At 48.8% G+C, this 23,737-nt stretch carries 18 protein-coding genes and 3 pseudogenes; 13 read left to right on the top strand and 8 right to left on the bottom strand.

The window, feature by feature from the left end:
* The first annotated feature begins 17 nt into the window (after window positions 1–17).
* The 5 genes and pseudogenes from glsB to IB222_RS11890 all read left to right on the top strand — a co-directional run bounded on the left by glsB (window position 18) and on the right by IB222_RS11890 (window position 4,373).
* Window positions 18–944, top strand: coding sequence for a glutaminase B (gene glsB / locus IB222_RS11910; RefSeq protein ID WP_003832944.1), 927 nt, complete (start codon window positions 18–20; stop codon window positions 942–944).
* The gene (locus IB222_RS11905; RefSeq protein WP_149384270.1) at window positions 944–1,303 is read left to right on the top strand and encodes a DUF4186 domain-containing protein; all 360 of its coding nucleotides are present in this window, start codon (window positions 944–946) and stop codon (window positions 1,301–1,303) included. Before glsB ends, IB222_RS11905 begins: the two co-directional genes overlap by 1 nt.
* A gap of 80 nt (window positions 1,304–1,383) precedes the next feature.
* The gene (locus IB222_RS11900) at window positions 1,384–1,911 is read left to right on the top strand and encodes a GNAT family N-acetyltransferase (protein WP_149384269.1); all 528 of its coding nucleotides are present in this window, start codon (window positions 1,384–1,386) and stop codon (window positions 1,909–1,911) included.
* 106 nt (window positions 1,912–2,017) lie between these two features.
* A pseudogene (locus tag IB222_RS11895) lies at window positions 2,018–3,243 on the top strand (tagaturonate reductase).
* A 215-nt stretch (window positions 3,244–3,458) separates the two neighbouring features.
* A complete protein-coding gene (locus tag IB222_RS11890; RefSeq protein ID WP_149384268.1) occupies window positions 3,459–4,373 on the top strand; it encodes a bestrophin family protein in 915 nt (304 codons plus the stop codon).
* On the opposite strand, the gene IB222_RS11885 is transcribed toward IB222_RS11890, so the two are convergent.
* A complete protein-coding gene (locus tag IB222_RS11885; protein WP_003832953.1) occupies window positions 4,370–4,747 on the bottom strand; it encodes a GFA family protein in 378 nt (125 codons plus the stop codon). The genes IB222_RS11890 and IB222_RS11885 overlap by 4 nt on opposite strands.
* Before the next feature lie 131 nt (window positions 4,748–4,878).
* On the bottom strand, window positions 4,879–5,637 hold the full coding sequence (gene tam / locus IB222_RS11880) for a trans-aconitate 2-methyltransferase (RefSeq protein WP_126318110.1): 759 nt from the start codon (window positions 5,635–5,637) through the stop codon (window positions 4,879–4,881).
* Between the two features lie 110 nt (window positions 5,638–5,747).
* Here tam and IB222_RS11875 point away from each other — a divergent pair, with 110 nt between their 5' ends.
* Window positions 5,748–6,269: a GNAT family N-acetyltransferase gene (locus IB222_RS11875; protein WP_149384293.1), complete on the top strand. Its 522-nt coding sequence runs from the start codon at window positions 5,748–5,750 to the stop codon at window positions 6,267–6,269.
* Between the two features lie 9 nt (window positions 6,270–6,278).
* Here the strand turns inward: IB222_RS11875 and IB222_RS11870 are convergent, their stop codons facing one another.
* Window positions 6,279–7,091, bottom strand: coding sequence for a DMT family transporter (locus IB222_RS11870; RefSeq protein WP_072025572.1), 813 nt, complete (start codon window positions 7,089–7,091; stop codon window positions 6,279–6,281).
* A gap of 491 nt (window positions 7,092–7,582) precedes the next feature.
* Here IB222_RS11870 and IB222_RS11865 point away from each other — a divergent pair.
* Window positions 7,583–8,065, top strand: a pseudogene (locus tag IB222_RS11865) (mechanosensitive ion channel protein MscS); the annotation flags it as partial.
* A 47-nt stretch (window positions 8,066–8,112) separates the two neighbouring features.
* A pseudogene (locus IB222_RS11860) lies at window positions 8,113–8,331 on the top strand (glyceraldehyde-3-phosphate dehydrogenase); the annotation flags it as partial.
* A 253-nt stretch (window positions 8,332–8,584) separates the two neighbouring features.
* On the opposite strand, the gene IB222_RS11855 reads toward IB222_RS11860, so the two are convergent.
* The 3 genes from IB222_RS11855 to IB222_RS11845 all read right to left on the bottom strand — a co-directional run bounded on the left by IB222_RS11855 (window position 8,585) and on the right by IB222_RS11845 (window position 11,457).
* Window positions 8,585–9,067, bottom strand: a complete 483-nt coding sequence (locus IB222_RS11855) for a GNAT family N-acetyltransferase (RefSeq protein ID WP_149384266.1) — start codon at window positions 9,065–9,067, stop codon at window positions 8,585–8,587.
* A complete protein-coding gene (locus IB222_RS11850; protein WP_008784769.1) occupies window positions 9,055–9,321 on the bottom strand; it encodes a DUF1778 domain-containing protein in 267 nt (88 codons plus the stop codon). The genes IB222_RS11855 and IB222_RS11850 overlap by 13 nt, the downstream gene beginning before the upstream one ends.
* Window positions 9,322–9,474: 153 nt before the next feature.
* On the bottom strand, window positions 9,475–11,457 hold the full coding sequence (locus IB222_RS11845; RefSeq protein WP_149384265.1) for an alkyl sulfatase dimerization domain-containing protein: 1,983 nt from the start codon (window positions 11,455–11,457) through the stop codon (window positions 9,475–9,477).
* Between the two features lie 254 nt (window positions 11,458–11,711).
* On the opposite strand from IB222_RS11845, the gene IB222_RS11840 reads away from it, so the two are divergent.
* Window positions 11,712–12,098 carry a hypothetical protein gene (locus IB222_RS11840; RefSeq protein ID WP_063941972.1) on the top strand — a complete coding sequence of 129 codons (387 nt, stop codon included), beginning with the start codon at window positions 11,712–11,714 and terminating at the stop codon, window positions 12,096–12,098.
* Window positions 12,099–12,214: 116 nt separating this feature from the next.
* Here the strand turns inward: IB222_RS11840 and IB222_RS11835 are convergent, their stop codons facing one another.
* Complete coding sequence (locus IB222_RS11835) at window positions 12,215–12,844, bottom strand: winged helix-turn-helix transcriptional regulator (protein WP_003832974.1); 630 nt, start codon at window positions 12,842–12,844, stop codon at window positions 12,215–12,217.
* 237 nt (window positions 12,845–13,081) lie between these two features.
* Window positions 13,082–14,269 (bottom strand): outer membrane protein transport protein, encoded by a 1,188-nt coding sequence (locus IB222_RS11830; protein WP_149384264.1) that lies wholly within the window; start codon window positions 14,267–14,269, stop codon window positions 13,082–13,084.
* 632 nt (window positions 14,270–14,901) lie between these two features.
* Between IB222_RS11830 and IB222_RS11825 the strand changes: the two genes are divergently transcribed.
* The 4 genes from IB222_RS11825 (at window position 14,902) to IB222_RS11810 (ending at window position 23,735) form a co-directional block, all read left to right on the top strand.
* On the top strand, window positions 14,902–20,235 hold the full coding sequence (locus tag IB222_RS11825) for a peroxidase family protein (protein WP_149384263.1): 5,334 nt from the start codon (window positions 14,902–14,904) through the stop codon (window positions 20,233–20,235).
* Window positions 20,236–20,245: 10 nt separating this feature from the next.
* Window positions 20,246–21,985 carry a type I secretion system permease/ATPase gene (locus IB222_RS11820; protein ID WP_149384262.1) on the top strand — a complete coding sequence of 580 codons (1,740 nt, stop codon included), beginning with the start codon at window positions 20,246–20,248 and terminating at the stop codon, window positions 21,983–21,985.
* Window positions 21,985–23,313 carry an HlyD family type I secretion periplasmic adaptor subunit gene (locus IB222_RS11815; protein WP_188055309.1) on the top strand — a complete coding sequence of 443 codons (1,329 nt, stop codon included), beginning with the start codon at window positions 21,985–21,987 and terminating at the stop codon, window positions 23,311–23,313. The genes IB222_RS11820 and IB222_RS11815 overlap by 1 nt, the downstream gene beginning before the upstream one ends.
* A 134-nt stretch (window positions 23,314–23,447) precedes the next feature.
* Window positions 23,448–23,735 carry a VF530 family protein gene (locus tag IB222_RS11810; protein WP_149384261.1) on the top strand — a complete coding sequence of 96 codons (288 nt, stop codon included), beginning with the start codon at window positions 23,448–23,450 and terminating at the stop codon, window positions 23,733–23,735.
* Window positions 23,736–23,737 lie beyond the last annotated feature (2 nt).

Raw genomic sequence — 23,737 nt, 5'->3', positions numbered from 1 at the left:
CGAGCAAGGAGCATGTTGTGGCCAGGGCCATGGACAATTCAATTTTAGAGACCATTGTGCAGCAGGTTCGTCCGCTGATTGGTCAGGGTAAAGTCGCTGATTACATTCCGGCATTAGCCTCCGTCGACGGTTCAAAACTGGGTATTGCTATCTGTACCGTTGATGGGCAGCACTATCAGGCGGGAGATGCGCAAGAACGTTTTTCTATTCAGTCAATTTCAAAGGTGCTCAGTCTGGTCGTGGCGATGCGTCACTATCAGGAAGAGGAGATCTGGCAGCGCGTCGGCAAAGATCCTTCCGGTCATCCATTTAACTCCCTGGTGCAGCTGGAAATGGAGCAGGGTATCCCTCGCAACCCCTTTATTAATGCCGGGGCGCTGGTGGTTTGCGATATGCTGCAAGGGCGTCTAAGCGCACCTCGTCAACGGATGCTGGAAGTGGTGCGGGCATTAAGCGGCGTTTCGGATATCGCCTATGATGCGACGGTCGCGCGATCGGAGTTTGAGCACTCGGCGCGTAACGCCGCTATTGCCTGGCTGATGAAATCCTTCGGCAATTTTCACCATGACGTGCCCACCGTTTTGCAGAACTATTTTCACTACTGCGCGCTGAAAATGAGCTGTGTGGAACTGGCGCGGACTTTTGTCTTTTTGGCAAATCAAGGGCATGCCTTTCATCTTGCGGAGCCAGTGGTCACACCAATGCAGGCCCGGCAGATCAATGCGCTGATGGCGACCAGCGGCATGTATCAGAACGCAGGGGAATTTGCCTGGCGGGTTGGGCTTCCGGCGAAATCTGGCGTCGGCGGCGGCATCGTGGCGATCGTGCCACACGAGATGGCGATTGCTGTCTGGAGTCCGGAACTGGATCCGGCGGGAAATTCACTGGCCGGTATCGCCGTGCTGGAACAATTAACACAACAGCTGGGGCGCTCGGTTTACTGATGAAAACGCTCGATCCTCTTTTTGCCCGGCTGGCGAAATCAACGTTTCGCTCGCGGTTTCGTCTTGGTCAGAAAGAAAGGCAGTATTGTCTGGATAAAGGGGCGCCAGTTATCGAACAACATGCTGCGGATTTTATAACTAAACGACTGGCACCTGCGTTTCCCGCCAATGATGGTAAACAGACTCCTATGCGTGGTCACCCGGTATTTATCGCTCAACATGCTACGGCGACGTGCTGTCGAGGGTGTCTGGCGAAATGGCATGATATACCTCAGGGTGTAGCGCTAAACGATGAACAGCAACGTTACGTTGTCACGATTATTTACCACTGGTTAGTGCTCCAAATGAATAAGCCATAGATAACATTATCCTATGATATGCCCCCTTGTGTTGTGTAATTGTTAAAAGCAGTATGAAGGGGTCAATCTAAGGAGAAACCATGGCTTCCGGCAAACCCTGCTTTGTGCTGAGCGCAACACAGATTCTGTCGCGAATCGACGAGCTCAGCGATGTTCTTGAACAGTGCGTCAATGACGGCGCCTCCATCAGTTTTATGCTGCCCTTTAATCGCGAAAAATCAGAGCCTTTCTGGATGAAGGTCGCGCAAAGTGTTTCTCGCGGAGAACGGATCGTTCTTGGTATGCAGAATGCGCAGGGGGTGCTTGTCGGTACCGTCCAACTCATTATCGATCAACCCGAAAATCAACCTCATCGTGCTGATGTCGCCAAACTGCTGGTTCACCCCTCAGCGCGACGCGGTGGCCTGGCCCGTGAATTGATGAACGAACTGGAAAGTTGCGCGCGTCAACAAGGTAAAACGCTGCTGGTGCTTGATACGGCGACGGGCAGTGGTGCGGAGTTGTTCTACCACAATTGTGGGTGGAAAAAGGTAGGGGTGATACCTGACTATGCCCAAATGCCCGATGGGACGCTGACCGGAACCACACTTTTCTACAAAACGCTCTAATTTGTCGCCGGGGATTGATCAAAACAGGGTTTCAATGTATCAAAGTTTGCTAACCTATTGGACCAATTCAATCAGGTTGTATGACTAATCATAAAGGGAACCCATTGTGCAAACACTAAATCGTCGCGATTTCCCCGGTGCTCAGTATCCTGAACGCATTATTCAGTTTGGTGAAGGAAACTTCCTGCGCGCCTTTGTAGACTGGCAGGTAGATCTGCTCAACGAACATACCGATCTGAACGCTGGTGTGGTCATTGTTCGTCCTATCGAAAGTTCCTTCCCGCCATCGCTGAGTACGCAGGATGGCCTCTATACCACTATCATTCGTGGTTTGAATGAGAAGGGCGAGGCCGTCAGTGATGCCCGTCTAATTCGTTCAGTTAACCGTGAAATCAGCGTCTATAGCGAATACGATGAGTTCCTGAAGCTGGCGCATAATCCTGATATGCGTTTTGTGTTCTCTAACACCACGGAAGCAGGTATCAGTTACCACGCGGGCGATAAGTTTGACGACGCGCCAGCGGTTAGTTATCCGGCTAAACTGACGCGTCTGCTGTTCGAACGCTTCAGCTATTTTAACGGCGCATTGGATAAAGGCTGGATTATCATCCCTTGCGAACTGATTGACTATAACGGTGATGCGCTGCGTGAACTGGTTCTGCGCTACGCTCAGGAATGGGCGCTGCCGGAAGCGTTTATTCAGTGGCTGGATCAGGCCAATGCATTTTGCTCCACGCTGGTGGACCGTATTGTTACCGGCTATCCGCGTGATGAGGTAGCTAAGCTCGAAGCTGAACTGGGCTATCATGATGCTTTCCTCGATACCGCAGAACATTTCTATCTGTTTGTCATTCAGGGGCCGAAGTCATTAGCCGCAGAACTACGTCTGGATAAGTATCCGCTGAATGTCCTGATCGTGGATGACATCAAACCGTACAAAGAGCGCAAAGTGGCGATTCTCAACGGTGCTCACACCGCGCTGGTCCCTGTTGCCTGGCAGGCAGGGTTGGACACCGTAGGTGATTCGATGAATGACGCTGAGATTTGTGCTTTCGTGGAGAAAGCGATCTATGAAGAGATCATTCCGGTACTGGATTTGCCACGTGATGAGTTAGCTTCTTTTGCCAGCGCGGTAACCGGTCGATTCTGCAACCCGTATATAAAACATCAGCTGCTGTCTATTGCCCTGAATGGCATGACCAAGTTCCGCACCCGTATAAACACTGGGAACAAGATCTGACGCAGGTTTCTGGACTGGTGGAACAGGTCTCTACCGATCTGGATACCATTCTGGCAAAAGGTATGCGTGAAGCCGTTAAGCCACTGTGCTAAGACGACTACCGACAACCCGGCTCAGGCCGGGTTTTTTCTTGATATACATTAGTTACAACATACTGTGTGGTTTATATCATAAACCCGGTCTGTGACTTAGGTGCGGCTTCATTTTAAGCAGAACAAAAGTTGTTGGGATAATGTTGCGATTAACTTGCAACATTGATCGCTATCGCGTCTAATGTGACGGATTTCACATTTTCCCGAAGATAACCATGATCGTTCGTCCCCAACAACACTGGCTGAGCCTGATATTCGTCTGGCATGGTTCCGTATTATCTAAAATATTTTCACGACTGCTGCTGAACTTCCTGCTCTCCATCGCCGTTATCATCATGTTGCCCTGGTATACGATGTTGGGTATCAAATTTACCCTGGCACCGTTCAGTATTCTGGGCGTGGCGATTGCTATCTTTTTAGGTTTTCGCAATAACGCCTGCTATTCACGTTATGTCGAAGCCCGACACCTGTGGGGGCAGTTGATGATTGCTTCCCGATCACTACTTCGCGAGGTGAAAACCACCTTACCGGATGACGCCGAACTGGGGCAGTTTGTTCGTCTGCAAATCGCATTTGCCCACTGTTTACGCATGACGTTACGTCGAAACCCACAGGCAGAGCCGTTGGCGAAATATCTCAGCGAGAAAGATCTGCAGACGGTATTTTCCGCACAATCGCCAGCAAACCGCATTTTGTTGCTGATGGGGGAGTGGTTGGCCGTGCGCAGACGTGATGGACAGCTGTCCGATATATTATTTCATAGTTTAAACAACAGATTAAATGATATGTCGGCAGTACTGGCAGGTTGTGAGCGAATTGCGAATACGCCAGTGCCGTTTGCTTATACTTTGATCCTTCATCGCACTGTTTATCTGTTTTGTATCATGCTGCCATTCGCGTTAGTGGTGGATCTTCACTACATGACGCCGTTTATTTCAGTGCTTATTTCCTATACTTTTATCTCGCTCGATGCGCTTGCGGAAGAGCTTGAAGATCCGTTTGGTACTGAGAACAATGACCTGCCGCTGGATGCGATTTGCAATGCAATCGAAATCGATTTACTGCAAATGAACGATGAAACCAATGTGCCAGCAAAACATATGCCGGATAAACATTACCAACTAACTTAGTTTCGTTCTGTTTCCCACCATGCTGGCCGCATATCAGAAAACGAATGAAACTCCGGCGCCAGATCTTCATCATTAGGATCGTCAAAAGCGCCGGCTAAAAGCGCAATGACCGGAGCGTCATCGATGGCGCCCACGGAACTCCCGCACTGAGGGCAAAAAGCCCGACTGGTGGTTTCAGATGAGCGCCAGGTTGTCGGTTTTCCGGCTTTTCCCGTCCATTCTACATTTTCTGCATCAAACTCAATCCAGACGACGGTCGGGGCACCAGTATGTTTCCGGCATATATCGCAGGAGCAGGTATGGGAATTATTAGGACTGCTGGCTGTGAAACGGATCGAGCCACACAGACACCCACCAATGTAGACTTTAGACATAACAACTCCCGTCAGAAACATGTGGCAAGACACTAGCAGATGCCTGACATAGCCACTAGATCCTTATGATAAAAAGGCGAGGGCGCGCATACTCGGTAGCCCAGTCCTGTGATCTGTCTGATGATAAACGCTTAACTATTGCGTCTGGCAACAATAAACAACCGCGGAAATGCCAGCAAAATATTGCCGTTTTCCTGCAACGGATATTGTTCCTGGAGCAGTTCATGGTAGCGAGCCAGGTAATGACGTTGCTCGCTTTCGCTCAAATCCTGCAGCCAGGGGCGGAGTCCCGTTGAGCTTACCCAGTCGATAATCGCCTGATGCGAATCCATAATGTGATAATACGTTGTACGCCAGATATCCACATCACAACCCGCTTCGGTCAAAATATCATAGTAGGCGTGAACGCCAGGAAGCGGAGCACGCCCCCGGTCGGGGTAATCTTGTTCATAAGCCACTTCGCGCATCAGTACATGCGTGGGCTCCAGCCAGTTATCCGGCATTTGCACGGCCAGAACGCCGTTGTGACCGAGTTGTGAGACCAAATGTGGGAATAAGTCATAGTGATCGGGCACCCACTGTAACGACGCATTTGCATAAAGCAGATCCACGGGATGCTCGGGCTTAAACTGGCTAATATCCGCTTCGATAAAATGGCAGTCAGGTAATGCGTTGCGCGCTTCATTCAGCATAGCAGGTGAAGAATCGACACCTGTTGTCTTTGCCGTAGGCCAGCGCTGATGCAGCAATGCCGTACTGTTTCCCGGACCACAACCAAGATCAACAACTGAGCGGACATTTTCTAACGCCACACGGCTGAGTAATTCTGCTGCGGGTCTTGAACGTTCAGTTGCATATTGCAGATAAAGCGAAGGGTTCCAGTCGGCCATGTATAAATCTCCAGTATGAGAGGAAAAGTCGGAAAAGGACGGTATAAGACCTTGCCGATGAGCCACTTATTTTAGAAGATTATATGAAAATGAATGATAAGGGCAGGAATATGCTGGAAACATCAAGGTTGATATTACGACAATGGGAGGCTAAAGACCGGGCCCCTTTTGCTGCACTCAATGCCGATTCTGACGTGATGCGCTTTTTCCCCGCGCCGCTAGAGAAAGCTGAAAGCGATAACCTGGCCGATAGATTTAGTGAAGGTATTGCAGAGCGCGGCTGGGGATTTTGGGCCGTAGAGCTAAAAGAAACACACCAGTTTGTGGGCTGTGTGGGGTTACATCCACAACCTGATAAATTTCATTTTTCACCCTGCACCGAAATAGGCTGGCGCCTTGCTAAAGCATACTGGCACCAGGGTCTGGCGTTAGAAGCCGCGCAAGCGAGTCTTACATTTGCTTTTGACGTACTGGCGCTAAATGAAGTCGTTTCATTTACTTCTGTGCTGAATAAACCGTCAGAGGATCTGATGATACGAATTGGTATGAATAAAACAGAAGAGTTTGTGCACCCCGCGTTGCCGCCAGATCATCGATTGGCACAACATGTTCTGTATCGTCTTTGCCGATAATTAATCAGTCTATTTTGCTCCTTTTCTCATATCAGAGAAAATAACTAAGCCAATTCCAGCCAAAATAATGACGCTTGCGAGAAGGATTCTGACGGTGAGCGTTTCGCCCAAAAATATGATCCCACCGAGAGTGGCCAGACAAGGTACGCTGAGTTGAATAGTACTGGCCGTTGTGGACCGGAGTAAGGGGAGCAATGAATACCAGAGCAGATATGCACCTCCCGATGTAATTGCACCAGAAAGCACGCCCAGAACTAATCCATATATATCAATATGAAGATGAGAGCGGAAGAACAGAGGAATAATCAATGCGACCGGGATTGCCAGGATGAAATTCCCCCCGGTTGAGGCAGCAGCATCCGTGATTTTCTTCCCTGTGATACTGTAGAAAGCCCAGGCTAACCCAGCAATAACCATCATTATTGCGGCATAAAAGGAAGGACGCTCCACACCAGGAAATAGCAAAATCGCTATTCCAGCCAATGCCCCGAGTATTCCTGTTATTTTTAAAATTACGAGTTTCTCTCCCTGGGCTATTCCCCATACCGTCATGACGAGCTGAACGGTACCAAAGAGCAGCAGGGCACCCGCGCCGGTGCTAAGAGAAACATAGGCAATGGAGAATGAAAAAACATAGATGCAAAGGAGCAGGGCATTTAACCACTTGAACTCAAATTTTCTGCTGTCAGATGTTATCGCGATAAATAAAAAAAGGGCAATTGCGCCACTTATCAATCTGATGCTGCTGAATGAAATAGCATCAGCATGCATCCCCTTCAATGCGAGTCGGCAAAGCACTGAATTTCCAGCAAATGCGATCATTACGATGATGATTCTGATGAGCAAGATAGCGTCCTTTAGTCGATACGAGGTTTAGCGCAATTAGTAGCAAGAGCGCGAAGCGTAGGATGGTTTTGCTTTTTTTGTTTCGCATTGTCCGATATGTACTCAATTTTATTATCGTATTTCTGAAAGTAAGTGAAGTCACCTGGTTCAGTATATAACGAACGATTACATACCATTGCTTAAAAATCACAGATGTGCGGCTTTATATTTTTAAATGAAAGCTACTAAAGACAGAATCTCATGACGTAATAATTGAGACTATGTACTTTTGGTCAGAGATATGCATTTCAAATTAGCGACGATGAAGATAAGAGCCTTCCCAGAGAAATGTCATCTTTCACATCAAATGAAGATCTCATTCTCACTAACATTGCGTAAGTGAAAGGCTGGTCTATGCTAAAAAAGCAATCAAATTTGCGTTGGCTTTTTGAATAATAACGATAATTCTCGCGTTTTCGGTGGCGAATATGAACAGGATTGTGATCGCTTTTTTAATGTGCTTTCTTTCCTCTTTGGTTGTTAACACATATGCGGCGGAACCTCGTCAGGAGCCCACCGAAAAGGAACGCGCGCGGACGGTTTATATTTTTCATCAACCGATTGTCATGCTCCAGGCGAAATTCGGCCTTACCACGCCAGAAGAGCGGGTGCTGCGCATCCGCAATACGCTACGAAATTTCACTGAAGCCGATGTTCGCGAACCGCTACAGGTTGTGTCGGTCACGCGTTATAACCAGCCGGGAAGGCTTATCGTGATGAACGGTAAACCGGTGATGTTGCTGACACAAGGTGATCTCGACGAAGGAGACGATCTTACGCTCGACCAGGCGGCGCAGCGCGTACTGGCGCGCATGGAGGCGCTGCGGTCTGCATTGAGCGATCAGTATAACAGCGGCTGGCTGGCGCTGTCGGCGGTGAAAACGGTGGCTGGTCTGGTGGGACTGGTGCTGTAATGCGTTGGCTTTTTCTGCTAATTCCTCTGCTGTGCTGGCGCGCTATGGCGACAGGGCTTATCGAACCTGAAGACGGCATGGTGGACATGAGCCGTTATTTACAAGAAAACCCGTACGGTTTTCTACCGATTCCGCTGGTTATTACCGAACCGGCCGTTGGTTATGGCGGCGGCCTGTTCGGTCTGTTTCTGCATGGCAAGGGACGACAGGTTGATGGGCAGTTTATTCCCCCGGCCATGAGCGCGTTTGGCGGTGGCGGAACGTAAAACGGTACTGCATAACCAGCTGTAGTCGAGAGCCATCATCCAAAACTGTTAGCGCTGTTGAGGCAACTGCGCTTGAAAGAGTTTTGAGGCGTCATTATTGAGCAGCACAAGGATGACCATAAAACAGCAGATTCCGCCTTTATCTATGTTAGTGCGCATAATGTATATTATGTTAAATGCAATTGCTGCGTACTCAGTTGAGACTCCATGTGGCCCACGTTTGGCCATTGACCTCCTCTGCTCATTACAATCATGAAAGCCTGAGGGACAGAGTTCGTTCCTGCAGTTGAGATGCTTTGAATCCGTGGTGAAGATAAAAACGTTTAGCTTCGTCTGTGAGCGCATGTACCATAACGGCACGCACGCCAATATTTTCTGCCACTTTGTAACACCGCAGTACCGCATCGTGAAGCAGATCGGCCCCTAACCCTTTTCCACGAACAGAAAGATCTACGGCCAATCTGGCAAGGATAATTACGGGGATTGGATCTGGCATGTTACGCCGAAGATTGCCTGTTGCTTCTGTGTGGTTGACGCTACCTGTGGCCAGTGAATAAAAGCCAGCGACTTGTCGCGTGTCTGTTTTGCAGACAACAAACGTCCTGGCTGCGCCGAGAGCCTGATTTTTTAGCCCTTTTTGCTTTAACCAATCATCGAGAACAATTTCTCCGCTGACAAATTCCGCTAATTGATGAATGTGAGTTAGTGGTTCCGGTGCGGTTACAAATCCCACTGTGGTTTCCTTGCCAGTAGCTTCCTGATAGCGGGATCTTCGGCAACCGGAGCATCAAGCATCTCGATAAACTCAGCGTATTGTTCATCATTAAAATTAAACACTCGGCGATCGAGAATGACGTTCTCTGCCGCCTGGCAGGCCATTTCCAGAATAAAGTCTGTACGCGATTTATGTAGAATCTCTGCGGCCGCATCAATAAGCGCGCGTTGGGATTCTTTAGCTCTAAGGTTGAGCTGGACATCTGATTTCATTATTAAGCCTCTTGTATAGCAATTGCTTTACAAGCATATCATAAGGCTTATGTATAGCAACTGCTATACAGCATCGTTCAACTCAATACTCTGATAAGCAACAATAAAAAACCCGCCAGTGCTGGCGGGTTATGGCATGGTTTGTCTCTACAGTTAAGGCGTTACCATGTTAAACCAGAAATCAAAGCTATCTAAATACCCGAGGAACTCATCAAGCTTGGCATGATTGCCGGAAATTTGTACATCACCCTTCTCTTCTGCCTGTTTCAGCGATTCTTCCTTGAGAATGATTTTGTTCAACGTTGCACGGTTAAGCGTAATGGAGGCGTCAGCATTGCTGGCCTGTGTATCAGCGCTATGGTTAAGAACACCGTTTTCCAGTTCCAGTTTGTATTTACCGCCGTCAGCACCTAAATCGACGTTGAAGACTGCCTGCGCATTTGCCGCTTTTTCTCCGTTAATATGTACCGCGAGATAATCAAAGAACATCCCAGGTGACATGGCTTTAACGGTATCCGGGCTGTCGGTATTTGGTGTCGCGCCTTTCACCACACCGTTGCGTAATTCTTGTGCACCAGTCAGATAAAAATTACGCCATGGACCGGACTCAGCCTGATAACCCATTTGCTCAAGGGCATCTGCTTCCAGATTACGGGCTTCTCTATTGCTCGGATCAGCAAAGACGATATTGTTAGTGACTTGCGCCACCCAACGGTAATTGCCTTGGGCGTAATCAGTTTTCGCTTTTTGCATGATTGCATCGGCGCCGCCCATATAATCGACATATTTCTTCGCGGCATCAACGGGCGGTAATTCATTCAGTGTTGCCGGATTACCGTTGAACCAGCCGAGGTAAAAGACATACGTTGCTTTCACATCATGGCTGACAGAACCATAGTATCCGCGGCTGGCCCATGATTTTTCCAGACCAGGCGGCAGTTTGAAGTTAGCGGCGATTTCGTCACGGGTCAGCCCCTGGTTAGCCATGCGCAGCGTCTGATCGTTGATGTAACGGTACATATCACGCTGACTTTTCATTAACTTCACCACATTTTCATTACCCCAGGTCGGCCAGTGATGCTGAGCAATAATAATGTTTGCCTTTCCCCCCCAGCGGCCAATAACGTCATTGATATATTTTGACCATGCCAGCGGATCGCGGATCTTCGCGCCACGTAATGAATAAGTGTTATGCAGCGTATGGGTGACATCCTCTGCAGCTTCGATCATTCCCTTCTCTTCTACATACCACAGCATTTCAGAAGGTGCTTCCGATCCCGGCGCCATCATGAAATCATAGGTTAGACCGTCGATAACTTCTTTCTGCCCGGTGTGGGTAATATAGTTAGTGGGTTCAATCAGCGTGACCGTACCGGCGGAGGTTGTCGTCCCCAGACCCGCACCGACCTGACCTTTTGCATCCGGTTTCAACAGATTGCCATACATGTAACTAGCTCGGCGACTCATGGCGTTACCTGCCATAATATTTTCAGATACAGCTTCCTTCATAAAACCAGCCGGTGCATATACCTTCACTTTACCGGATTTCACATCCGCTTCATCAATCACGCCGCGGACACCACCGTAGTGGTCAACATGGCTGTGCGTATAAATGACGGCAACAACGGGTCTTTTACCGCGATTCTTATAATAAAGGTCCATTCCCACTTTCGCGGTTTCTGCAGATACCAGCGGATCAATGACCGTAATACCCTCTTTCCCTTCCATAATTGTCATATTCGAGAGATCAAGATTACGGATTTGATACACGCCATCAGTGACCTGGAACAAACCGCCAATATTGATCAACTGCGACTGACGCCACAGGCTTGGATTAACCGTGTCGGGGGCTTTTTCGCCCTCTTTGATAAAGGCATATTGCTGAGGGTCCCAGACAACATTTCCCTGCTTCCCTTTAATCAATTCACTGGGAAGCGGAGCAATAAAACCTTTATGTGCGTTCATAAAATCGGTTTTATCAGTGAATGGCAATTGACCATATAAGGCGTCATTCGCACTTTTGGTCTGAGCAGTCGCATCTTTTGCTCCTTCCTGTGCCAATACAGGTAGTGATATTAATGATGTTGAACACACGCTAGCTAAAGTCAGATAACTTACTAGTTTATTAAGTTTCATAAATCCTCGCTAATAATATATTATCCAGAAGAAAGAAATCCTGCAGTTCTGATTGTTGAGAAGCTTCCGTAATACTGTACTTATCAGGTTTCTATGATCTAATGCTCGTAGGCTAACATGGTCTTATGAAACAATGTAATGCAATGGCATTTAATTTTAAATTTCCTTTTGTTTTTATTTAAACAAAATAGCTGTAGACACCTGACTGTATAAAAAGATAATGGCTGGCATCCATTGTCTTTAGAACACTATATATGCGCACTCTCTATCTACTTCTCATCGTTGGGATACTTTCTGGCTGTAATACTTCTCCCCCAGAAAAAGTTGTTAAAATCAATAAAATGGTGATCCCTGTTGTTCAGGCACAACCCGAGTCAAAATCAAGTAGTGACTCGGCATCCCTGTCCTTATATCAAGATAATAAACAGCAAATTGAAAACGTCGCGAGTTCATTAAAAAATGAATATCTTCATGAGGTTAAGCCAAGAGAGATGTTTGACGTTCATAGCCAGGCATACCAGGTTTATGCTTCTTTAACCAAGCTCGAACAAATGCAGCAAATGAACAATTTTTATTATAAGGAGCATAATCAAACAGGACTGTTAAGCATTAATCAGTCCGTGAACTCTCTTATTGAATAACAAGAAATCCTCCTCAGAAAATGATGAGGAGGATTTCTTACGATTGATATATGGCATACCACAACAATAGAATATTAAATTTAGATAATCGATTTGTAACTTGTTTGTGGGTTTATTTAAAATCGCTCAGGCAATTTATTGATGGAAGTAAGATACCCTCCGCGTTCAAAATCAATATACCCTCCTTTTTTTAACGCAGATACAACATTTAAAACACTGCTGCGCGATAAGTGGGTCCGATCCTGAATATAATCTAAAATAGAGACTCGCGTGCGCGTCTCTTCCGGCAACAAAATCATCTCTTCGAGGTGGTTACGTATCACTGAATAAGTACGCTGCTGTACGACTAAATCATCACGATAAAAGAGATAGCCCGTATGATATGAAAGCACTGCCGCCGCATCTTCCCACAAGCCTTGTTGATGAAAGAGTTCTCGTGCTTTATCGGCATCGACGCGTAATAATGTTGACTCAGCTTCAGCGCGCAATAAATGGCCGTGTACCGGTTGGATCATTTCGGCAATACCGAACAGATGGGGTTCATAGACGGTCACGATTAACAGACCATCAGAAGAACGTAAAATAGACAGCTCCCCTTGCAAAAAAAGGTAGAGTTGAGGCTTATTCTTGTATTTCCACATGATACGCCGCCGCGGCACAACCTTCATCTTTTCTGCAATCGGTTCAAGTGCTTGCATTAAGCGTTGTATGCTTTGTTCTGGGCGTACCGGAGGTGAAATTTGCATAATCAAACCTGTATTATTTAGATTGAAAACAATATGCTTTTACCTATATTCCATGAAGGTAGTACAGATTCATATTAAAACCATAAATTGCTCAATAATAAAAGTAGAAATTTATTTTTATTTAAACGAGCGTGTGTGATAAGACCACCAGCAGACGGTTACCAGACACTGTCGGATAGATAATCCGCCATGGTGACTATTAACAATGCGTGAGATAGTTAATCGGGAATAACGGCGCTAGAATTGATAGCTATAGTTGACGCTAGCAAACCATAACCACGGTTTTTTATACTGGCCTGCAAAGATATCAGATTTGACGTTAGACGACTGCATGTGCAAATACTCAACGGCAACGCCAATATTGCTGGCTGGCGTAATCTGGTACTGTGCACCGGTGGCAAGTCGCCATTCATCGCCGGTTGGCATCGAAAGCGCTACATCACTTTGCGATTTGTACGGTGAACTGTCATAGGCAATACCGGCATTAATGCGCCACTGCTCATCGGGATGATATTGCACGCCCAGCGCTGTATGCCATGTATCTTTCAGACGATTATCACGATCGCTTTGCTGACCATTTATTGTAATCTGCGGGCTGCCAAACTGGCTCCAGTCCTGCCAGCCAAGATCGCCCATCACTGACCATTGACTGTTGATATCGTGAACCAGACTAAACATCACCTGCTGCGGAGCACGGACCTGTGTGGAGATTGGCAGATCATATCCAATATTAGGTATATTGGGGAAACGTGCCGTCCCGTCAATATTGAAATGATAATCAGTCTTGCTGGTCCAGGTTACTCCCGCCCGCGTTTTGTCGGTTAAATCCATTAATAAGCCAAGGTGGTAATTCATCGCCCAATCATGATCGCTTTGTTTCTCATCGTGGCCATCGACATCTCTGCTTAGCGACAGAAAACCATAGTTTAGCCCTGCAGCTGCGCCAACCGACACCTTATCACTTAGTTTCCATGCAACGGCGGGACTCAGCGTCATCGCAACCATGGTACTTTGTTTAATTAACCGATCCCCTGCCCAGTTGCCGAAGTCGATACCTAACCCATAGTTGCCGTACAAACCCAAACCGGCAGAAACGGTATCACTCAGCCGTTGCGTATAAAACATGCTGGCATTGGGGAAAAGCGTCATTACATTACCGGGGCTTTGCCTTCCATCTGTCGTATTGTTCAGCGTATAGGGAATATCTCCGCCCATCGCCTGTAACCCTCCGCTGACCATATGGTCAGGTAAACGGGTCATCCCCGCAGGGTTCGTTAACAGCGTAGAGGCATCCTGAGCACGAGCGGCCTGCCCTGCACCAGCCAGTGCGGTATCCTCCGTTCCGACTTCATAGAAGTAGAGCGCACTGGCGTGACCGACTGACGAAAAAATCATCCCGGAGAGAAAAATTATATTTTTTTTCATTGCATTACCTGTTTGGAGGGGGCGTTCTTTACTAAACGTAGGGTCAGCTATCACACTGTATTGATTTATGCTAATAGCATAATCAGGCATCAGGAATGATGTCGTGTTAAATTTCATCCAATATTAAATTTTATAATTCAACACAATGACATCTTAAAAGTCGACTTAATGAGAATTCTTCTTAAGAAGAGATTTGACATAAATTCTAATGTAAAGAAATGAAAATTTAATCTTTTCATAATAAAGTATGAGTGAAGTCGCCAACGGAAAAACCATAGTTATGATCATCACATAACTGTAATATGCGTTTTAAAAAGTAAAACCTTTACAGCCTTGAGGAGACCTTGTCTTCTCAAAACTGCGTGTCTCGAATATACCTTTAATTTCAACGGGCACGATGGTCATCAACCGCTCAAACCTAATATATAAGTGAGGTGCATATCTTACTGTGCTAACTAAATTTCAGGAGAATAATGCTAATCAAGTCGTAGATACTTCATTTTTTTAAATATGGAGTTTTAATCATGTAATAACAATCAGGTATCTTATACGACTCATTCTTCTGTCAGTTTTTGTAAGTGGAAGAAAAGAGTGATGATAGCTAATACAGGTAAAGATAGGGGTAATGACTTATGGCCTCACAATATGACTTTACTGTCACTCTGCACGATCTTGCTTTTATTCTTAAGCAGATCAAAATATCCGAAGCGGCAACTAACCCGGATGATAGCGTTAATGCTGAATTGCTTAGAGAATTAGTTTCCAGTCCGCTATTGCCTTATGGACTTCGCACGGTAGATGGTTCATGGAATAATCTTCTACCAGGCCAGGAGTTATATGGCTCTGCCGACCAGACAATGCCGAGATTAACCGCGTTAAACTGGCAAGATGCGGACCAAATGACCAGTTATATCCAAATTGGTGGCACCGTTATTGATGCCGACCCACGTATTATTAGTAACTTAATTTCCGATCAAACGGCATCTAACCCAGCCGCACTGGAGGTATTTAACGCGTTAAAAGATGCTCCCGGCGGGGGGACTATTACAGGAGACGGAGAAACGTTATCCATTCCTAACCAGTCTCCCGATATCGGTCTCTCCCCTGCTTTTAACGGCTGGATGACCTTCTTTGGCCAGTTTTTTGACCACGGTCTGGATTTGATTCCCAAAGGCGGCAACGGTATCGTTTTCATTCCGCTACAGCCGGATGACCCTTTATATGTGGAAGGGTCGTCGACAAACTTTATGCTATTAACCCGGGCAACGGTGGATGAAAACCGAGAGACAGTAAACCTGACGACCCCCTTCATCGACCAAAACCAAACCTACACCTCCCATCCTTCACATCAGATTTTCATCCGCGAATACGTCATTATTGATGGGAAACCAGAGCCTACCGGGAATTTATTAGGCGGTGCGAACGGTGGACTGGCGACCTGGGCCGACGTTAAAAACCAGGCTGAAACTCTGCTAGACATTAAACTCACCGATCAGGATGTGTTTAATGTTCCCCTGCTGGCAACGGATCGCTACGGTAATTTGATTTTAAGTGAAAATGGAAAGGTACAGATTGTTACCACCGGGGGACTGGTTGAAGCCAACGGCGGTCTGTTGCCTGAGGGAACATTCCGCACCGGCCATGCGTTTCTTGATGATATTGCGCATACTGCCGCGCCAAAAGCGGGTCTGCTGGCAGATGATGACACTGCGATTGGGGGCGAAGGAGCGCAACCGGCAGGAACCTATGATAACGAACTGCTCGATCGTCACTTTATTACCGGTGACGGGCGTGGGAACGAAAATATAGGTTTAACCGCGGTGCACGCCGTTTTTCACAGCGAGCATAACCGTCTGGTTGAGCAATATAAAACAACACTGCTGGAAACCGGTGATATCGACCTCATTAATCAGTGGTTGATGCCCAATCATCAAATCACGGAATTACCTGCCGATACCAGTACGCTGGTATGGAACGGTGAGTACTTATTCCAGGCAGGCCGCTTCTCCACGGAAATGCAATATCAGCACCTCGTATTCGAGGAGTTTGCCCGTACCGTACAACCCGCCGTCGATCCGTTTGTTTTCTCCAACACGGCGGATATAAACCCGATGATCTTTGCCGAGTTTGCGCATGTGGTTTACCGTTTCGGGCATTCAATGCTGACAGAAACCGTGGCGCGCACCGACATTGATATGCAAAGCGGTGATATTGACCTGATTTCAGCATTCCTGAATCCGGTAGCATTTAATCAAATCAACGGGGCCACCGTCACGGACGATCAGGCTATTGGCGCAATTGTGCGTGGTATGACGCGTCAGGTGGGTAACGAAATTGATGAATTTATTACCGATGCGCTGCGTAATAATCTCATCGGCCTGCCCCTCGATTTAGGCGCGCTTAATATAGCCCGTGGCCGTGACACCGCAATGCCGACGCTGAACCAGGCCCGCGAGCAGTTTTTTGCATTAAGCGGTGATAGTCAACTGAAGCCTTATACCAGTTGGGCTGACTTTACTACCTACCTGAAAAATCCCGCTTCAATCATTAACTTTATGGCCGCCTATGGTCAGCATGAGCTGATCCTCAATGCCACCAGCCTTGAAGGTAAGCGTGCAGCGGTAAACTTCCTGTTGTTTGGTGATGCTAACAATGCCCCGCCTGCGGATGCGATGGATTTCTTTAACAGTACCGGAGCGTGGGCAACCAAAGAGACCGGCCTGAATATGGTCGATTTCTGGATTGGCGGGCTGGCAGAGCGCAAAAATGAATTTGGCGGCATGCTCGGCTCAACCTTCAACTTCGTCTTTGAAACACAAATGGAAATGCTTCAGGACGGCGATCGTTTCTACTATCTGAGCCGCGTTCAGGGACTGAACTTACTCAATGAACTGGAGGCCAACTCGTTTTCCGCGCTGGTAATGCGTAACAGCGATCTTGGTGATGAGGGATCCTCCCACCTGCCCGCTAATCTGTTCCAGACACCGGACCATATTTTTGAAGTGAACCGCGTGCTGCAAACGGAAATCGACCCGAAATGGGGTAATCCGCTGAAGGATCTGCTCTCGCCGTTGTTGGTGCGTCGCGACCCAGGAGTGGATGTTGACGGCGATAGTTTTGCCGATGGCGGGTATCTGAAATATACCGGCGATGGGCATGTGGTGCTTGGAGGGACGGCAGGCAATGATACGTTAATCGGCGGTAAAGGGATCGACAGTCTGTGGGGTGATGGCGGAGATGACCGACTGGACGGCGGCGACGAAGCAGACGTGGTCCATGGTGGTGACGGTGATGACATTATTACCGATACCGGTACGCCTGTTGGTGATGCGGACTTCCTGCACGGTGATGCCGGACATGACGTTATCTTCTCCGGTAACGGAAACGATCTGGTCTTTGGTGGCAGCGGTAGCGACTTCGTGGTGGTCGGCGAAGATGCGCAGGAAGTCTTCTCGGGTCAGGATAACGACTTTGCGCTTGGCGGCTCGGGTGGTGATTTCCTGATGGGCAACGAAGGCGATGACTGGCTGGAAGGCGGCGATGGGTTTGACACACTGGCGGGCGACAACTCTGAGTTGTTCTTCAACAGTACCATTATCGGTCACGATGTCCTCAACGGTCAGGGTAACGACACCGACTACGATGGCGAAGCCGGTGATGACATCATGGTTCAGGGCGCGGGGATCCAGCGCAATAATGGCATGGCCGGTTTCGACTGGGCTATCCATAAAGGCGACCCAAATGGCGCTAACTCTGACCTTGGGATCCCTATTTTCGTCAACCAGCAGGAGTTTATTCTACGCGACCGTTTTGATCTTGTTGAAGGGCTGTCGGGCTGGAAATACGACGATATCCTGACCGGGACAGAACAGCCGATAGGTACTGCGCCTGTTCAGGGCGTTCCCCTCTCTAACAACCTGACCCAGGAAGGTGCGGACAGGATCACCGGTTTACAGGCTATTCTCGGCGTAGAGCGTTCTACAAATCCGGACGCGGTGCTACTGAACCCTGATGATGGTAGCGATATTTTACTCGGCGGTGGCGGTAGCGACCGCATTATGGGTAAAGCCGGTAACGATATCATTGATGGTGATGCATGGCTCAACGTGCGTATTGCCGTTACAGGTATGGCGGGACTCACCAGCGCCGAAGGTATGGCCGAACTGAAATCGTACATGCTGGCCGGCACGCTGAAACCGAATCAGCTGTCGATTGTGCGAGAAATCCTGCATGAAGGTAACGGCACGGAAACTGACGTCGCGGTGTACCGTGATGTCAGCAGCAACTATGTCTTTACCCGTATGGCGGACGGTAGCCTGCGCGTCGATCACGCCACGCCGGATGCCGCGCTGAACCTGAATGATGGCATCGATCGTCTGTTGAACATCGAAAAACTGGAGTTTGGCGATGGGAAGCAGCTGTGGGTGACGGCGCAGCAAGCGACGGGCGATCTGACCATCAGCAATCCTAACCCTTCGGTGGGCGACCTGCTGCGCGTCAACGTGGCGAACTTGCTGGATGGTAACGGCCTGGCGGCGGATGTGGCCATCACCATGACCTGGCAGGCATTCGTCAACGGCCAATGGCGAGACCAGGCAACCGGTGTTGAGTTCAGAGTGCCTGGCGCTATTCAGGGTGCTCCGCTGCGTGTGGTAGCCAGCTTTAACGACCGCATGGGTGACGCTGAAACCCTGGTGTCGGCACAAACTCAGGCGATCCTACCGCGAAATCAGGCCACGACCGGTGTGCCGGTAATTAACGACCTCACCCCAACTGAAAGCCTGACGCTGACCGCGGTGGTTTCAGGCATTGCTGACGCCGATGGTCTGAGCGGCGGTAATTTCACTTATCAATGGAGAATGAGTTCGCCAACCGGATTCGTCAACATTAACGGTGCGACTTCCGCCACCTATACGCCGGGTCAGGCTATGGTTGGCAGAACGTTGCAGGTGGTCGTTACCGTCGTCGACGATGAAGGCAACCCCCCTGTTGTCCTGACGTCGACCACCACCCAGCCCGTGGGCGATCTGATTGTGGGTACCAACGGGGCTAACACCCTCGTCGGCACTGCCTGGAGCGATATCCTACGCGGTGAAGGCGGTAATGACACCTTACTCGGCGGTGCAGGTGACGATCTGCTCATCGGCGGTACGGGAAACGACAACCTCTCTGGTCAGGCGGGGCAAGATATTCTGCAAGGTGATGCCGGTAATGACACGCTTGATGGCGGGCTTGGTGCCGACAGTATGACCGGCGGCACGGGCGATGATACCTACATTGTTGATGATTTCGGTGATGTAGTTATCGAAGGTGTGAATGGCGGCACGGACGTTGTCCGAACCAACCTTAGCAGCTACGACCTCACCGATAACGTGGAAGAACTGGTATTTACCGGCAGCGGCAGTTTTATCGGTACCGGTAATGCCATTGCGAACACCATTACGGGAGGGACCGGTAACGACTATCTGTTCGGTATGGGCGGTAACGACCAGTTGTTTGGTGGTATCGGGAATGACTTCCTCGATGGCGGAGATGGCGCTGATAACCTGCAAGGCGGAGTTGGTAACGACGTCATGATTGGCGGTGCGGGAGCGGATACCCTCTCCGGCGGTAGCGGGGACGATATTCTTAATGGTCAGGAAGGTAACGACATTCTGGACGGTGGTGCCGGGAGCGATATCTTCGCCTTTGGTGCCAACTTTGGGCAGGACCGAATTACCGGTTTTGACAGTAACCCCAACGGCGGGCAGGACTTCCTTGATCTCGTCTTGTTAGGTATCAACGCGGGTAATTTTGCCAGCAGCGTGTCTATCACCGGAAACAATGGCAACACAATTGTGACTATCGGTACAGATACCATCACATTGGTGGGCGTCAATTCGAACACCGTGAATATTGGTGACTTTTATCTGGAAATGCCCACTACCCTTGCCAGTAACAATGGCAATAGTTCATTGATCGTATAAGGAGATGACTATGTCGCGCCAGCATACGCCAACAGAACTGAATGATGCATTAAAGGGAACGAAACCCACTTTTCTGATGCTGTTGTTTTTTAGTTGTGTGATTAATATGCTTATGCTGGCGCCGGCAATTTATATGCTACAGGTTTACGACCGTGTGCTGGTCAGTAAAAATACCACCACGCTGTTAATGTTGACCTTATTGATTGTCGGCTTGTACATCGTTATTGCCATGATTGAATCTGCCCGCGCGCAGGTTATGGTCAGGCTTGGCAACCGGCTTGATATAAAGCTAAGCCAGTTGGTTTTTAACGCAGCCTTTAAAAGAAAGATGGTTACCGGTGATAACAATCCGGCGCAATCTTTAGCCGAATTAGATCAGGTTCGTCAGTTTCTTTCCGGGAATAGCCTGTTCGCCTTACTGGATATTCCCTGGACGCCAATATATCTGTTCATCGCCTTTTTGGTCCATCCCCTGCTGGGATATCTTTCTCTCGGCGGAATAACATTATTATTTATTCTGACGTTGGTATCTGAAATCTCTACCAAGCGCCCGATTCAGCAAGCGCACGCCTTAACCATTAACAATGCCAGCAAACTGAATAAACAGCTGCAAAACGCCGATGCCATTGAAGCGATGGGGATGCTTTCGACCCTGAAGTCCAACTGGCAGGAGCAACATAACAAAGTGCTGGCGCTACAAACGCAGATTGCCGACAAAACGGCCGGGTTAAGCAGTCTCAGCCGCTTTGTGCGGGTGTTGCTGCAATCTATTGCGCTGGGCGCCGGGGCTTTACTGGTGATCGGCGGCCATATTACTCCGGGCCTGATGATCGCCGCCTCGATCATTCTTGGCCGCGTCCTCAACCCGGTAGAACAAGTCATTGGCAGTTGGAAGCAGTTCGTGCAGTTTCGTAGCGCGTGGCATCAGCTCTCAACCTTGCTGAAGGAGTATCCGGCTCCGAAAGAGGTACTGACCCTGCCGCGTCCTAACGGCAACATCAGCGTCGAAAGCGTCTTCGCCGCAGCCCCCGGCCAGCCTTCCCCGCTACTGCGTAATATCTCATTCCAGCTGGAGCAAGGTGAAGTTCTGGGGATTATCGGCCCCTCAGCCTCAGGGAAAACCTCGCTGGCAAAGGTTCTGGTTGGCGTCTGGAAACCGTTATCAGGGAAAGTCAGATTAGACGGCGCAGATATTTGCCAGTGGGATAAAGCGCTGCTGGGCCCGTCTATTGGCTATCTGCCGCAGGATGTGGAACTGTTTGACGGTACCATCGCGCAAAACATTGCCCGCTTCTCGCAGAATGACAGTGAGCTTATCGTCGCCGCCGCATTACTGGCAGGCGTTCATGAGATGATCCTGCGCTTGCCGCAAGGTTATGACACGCTGTTGGGCGCAGGCGGATACCAGCTCTCCGGCGGGCAGCGGCAGCGCATCGGGCTGGCACGCGCCGTGTATAACAATCCTGCATTCATCGTGCTTGATGAACCGAATGCCAATCTTGACGACGCGGGCGAATTCGCACTCGTTAAAGCCATCAATATCCTGCGTACCCAGGGACAAACCACTGTCATTATCTCACACCGCCCGACGCTGCTCGGCGTGGTCAATAAGGTTTTGCTGCTTAACGATGGCGCTATACAGGAGTTTGGTACCCGCGATCAGGTTTTTGCCCATTTGCGTCAGGCCAACGTACTGAAACCAGTGGCTACGCCTTCTCCATCCACGACTGAACAGCAACGTGAGGCCTGATGATGAAAAAGAAATCTGAGAACGCGGCCTCTGCTGGCGTTGATACTAATATCTGGTCGCCGATTATCCGGGGCGTGATCGTCATTGTGCTTGGTGTCGGTAGTTTTATCCTCTGGGCAGTGCAAGCGCCGTTAGATGCGGGCGTGGTTGCCGATGGTACGGTAACCGTATCGAGTAACCGCAAAACCATTCAGCATCTGAGCGGCGGTCGGGTAACGGATATCTTTATCAAAGAAGGCGACTTCGTGAAGAAAAATCAGGTCCTCGTCCGGTTGGATAAAATGCAGCTTGAAATGCGTTTCAGTGCGTTAAATGCCCAGTATATTTCTGCAAAAAGTATCGAAGATCGCCTGTTGGCAGAACGCGATGGCCTGGATGCGATCGTCTTTAATACGACGCTGACGCAGCAATTATCTGGCAATAAACGGCTGGCAGAAGTCAGAAATCTGCAGGCTAAACTTTTCGATACCCGTCGCAAAACGATTCAGGATGAACTGTCGATGATTCAGGAAACGCTCGATGGTCTGGTAGGACAAACGGATAATCTCAATAAAATAAAAGGCTATCGCGACCACCAGTTTTCTCTGATTAACCGGGAGTTAGGGGCTATTCGCGCGCTGAGCGAAAAAAACTATTATCCCAAAGCGCAATTACTGGTGCTCGAGCGCGAGGCGGCAGAAATATCTGGCAGCGTTTCAGAAGATATTCTTAACATTGCCAAACTGAAATCGCAGCAAAACGAATTAAAAATTAAAGCCTACCAGGTGCGTCATCAATATTTACGTGAAGTTGAGTCTGAACTGACGGAAAACCAAAAAGAAGTGGCAATGCTGGAGGATGAACTGGCGTCCACCCGTCACGAGCTGGATAACACCGAGATCCGCTCGCCGATTAACGGTATCGTGCTGGATGTTAAAGTCAGTACCGTGGGCGGCGTCATTCAACCCGGCGAACATCTTATGGATATCGTTGCCGCCGGACAACCGATGCAAATCGATGCCAAAATACCCGTGCATGCCATTGATAAACTGGTCCCCGGTTTAACCGTTGATGTGCTATTCCCTGCCCTTAACCACGCGCTGTTACCGTCGGTTCCGGCCCGGGTTCTGACTATCTCTGCGGACCGCTTAATTGATGAAGCCACTCAGCAGCCTTACTACCTTGCGGAAGTACAGGTTTCAGCAGAGGGCGCGCGTTTGCTGGGCGATTACAAAATAAAAGCGGGAATGCCCGCCAGCGTGACGATCAAGACCGGTGAACGAACCCTGATGAGTTATCTGTTTAAACCGTTGATTGCCCGTCTGGAACTGGCTTTTAAAGAGTATTGATCCATCCATTGCCAGTATGGCGTACGGCTTGTCGCGCCATACCGCTTTCTGCCGTTGCTGGCAGCTGCGCTTTCTTGTAACCTTCTTCCCGTCTCACTACTGACAAAATCTGGAACCACTGAACTGGACTTCATATGAATGCTCATATTTCTAAAGACCCTTTACATGGCGTAACGCTTGAAATGCAGGTCAATGCCCTGGTTGAACGTTATGGTTGGGCTGAACTGGCGCAACGCATTAATATCAACTGCTTTAAAAATGAACCGAGCGTTAAATCCAGTCTGAAGTTTCTGCGCCGTACGCCGTGGGCGCGGACAGAAGTTGAAGCGCTGTACCTTGATTCGCTGCATGACCTGGCCTCAAACAACACCCCCGAACCGGCCTTCGATCCCTGGGCTAACAGCCGCAATAAAAAGAAATAAGA

The organism is Citrobacter sp. C13 (assembly GCF_014596815.2).
GTDB classification, from domain to species: domain Bacteria; phylum Pseudomonadota; class Gammaproteobacteria; order Enterobacterales; family Enterobacteriaceae; genus Citrobacter; species Citrobacter portucalensis.
Note: the sequence above shows the minus strand (reverse complement) of the source record. Positions and strands in the feature narration are given on the sequence as shown.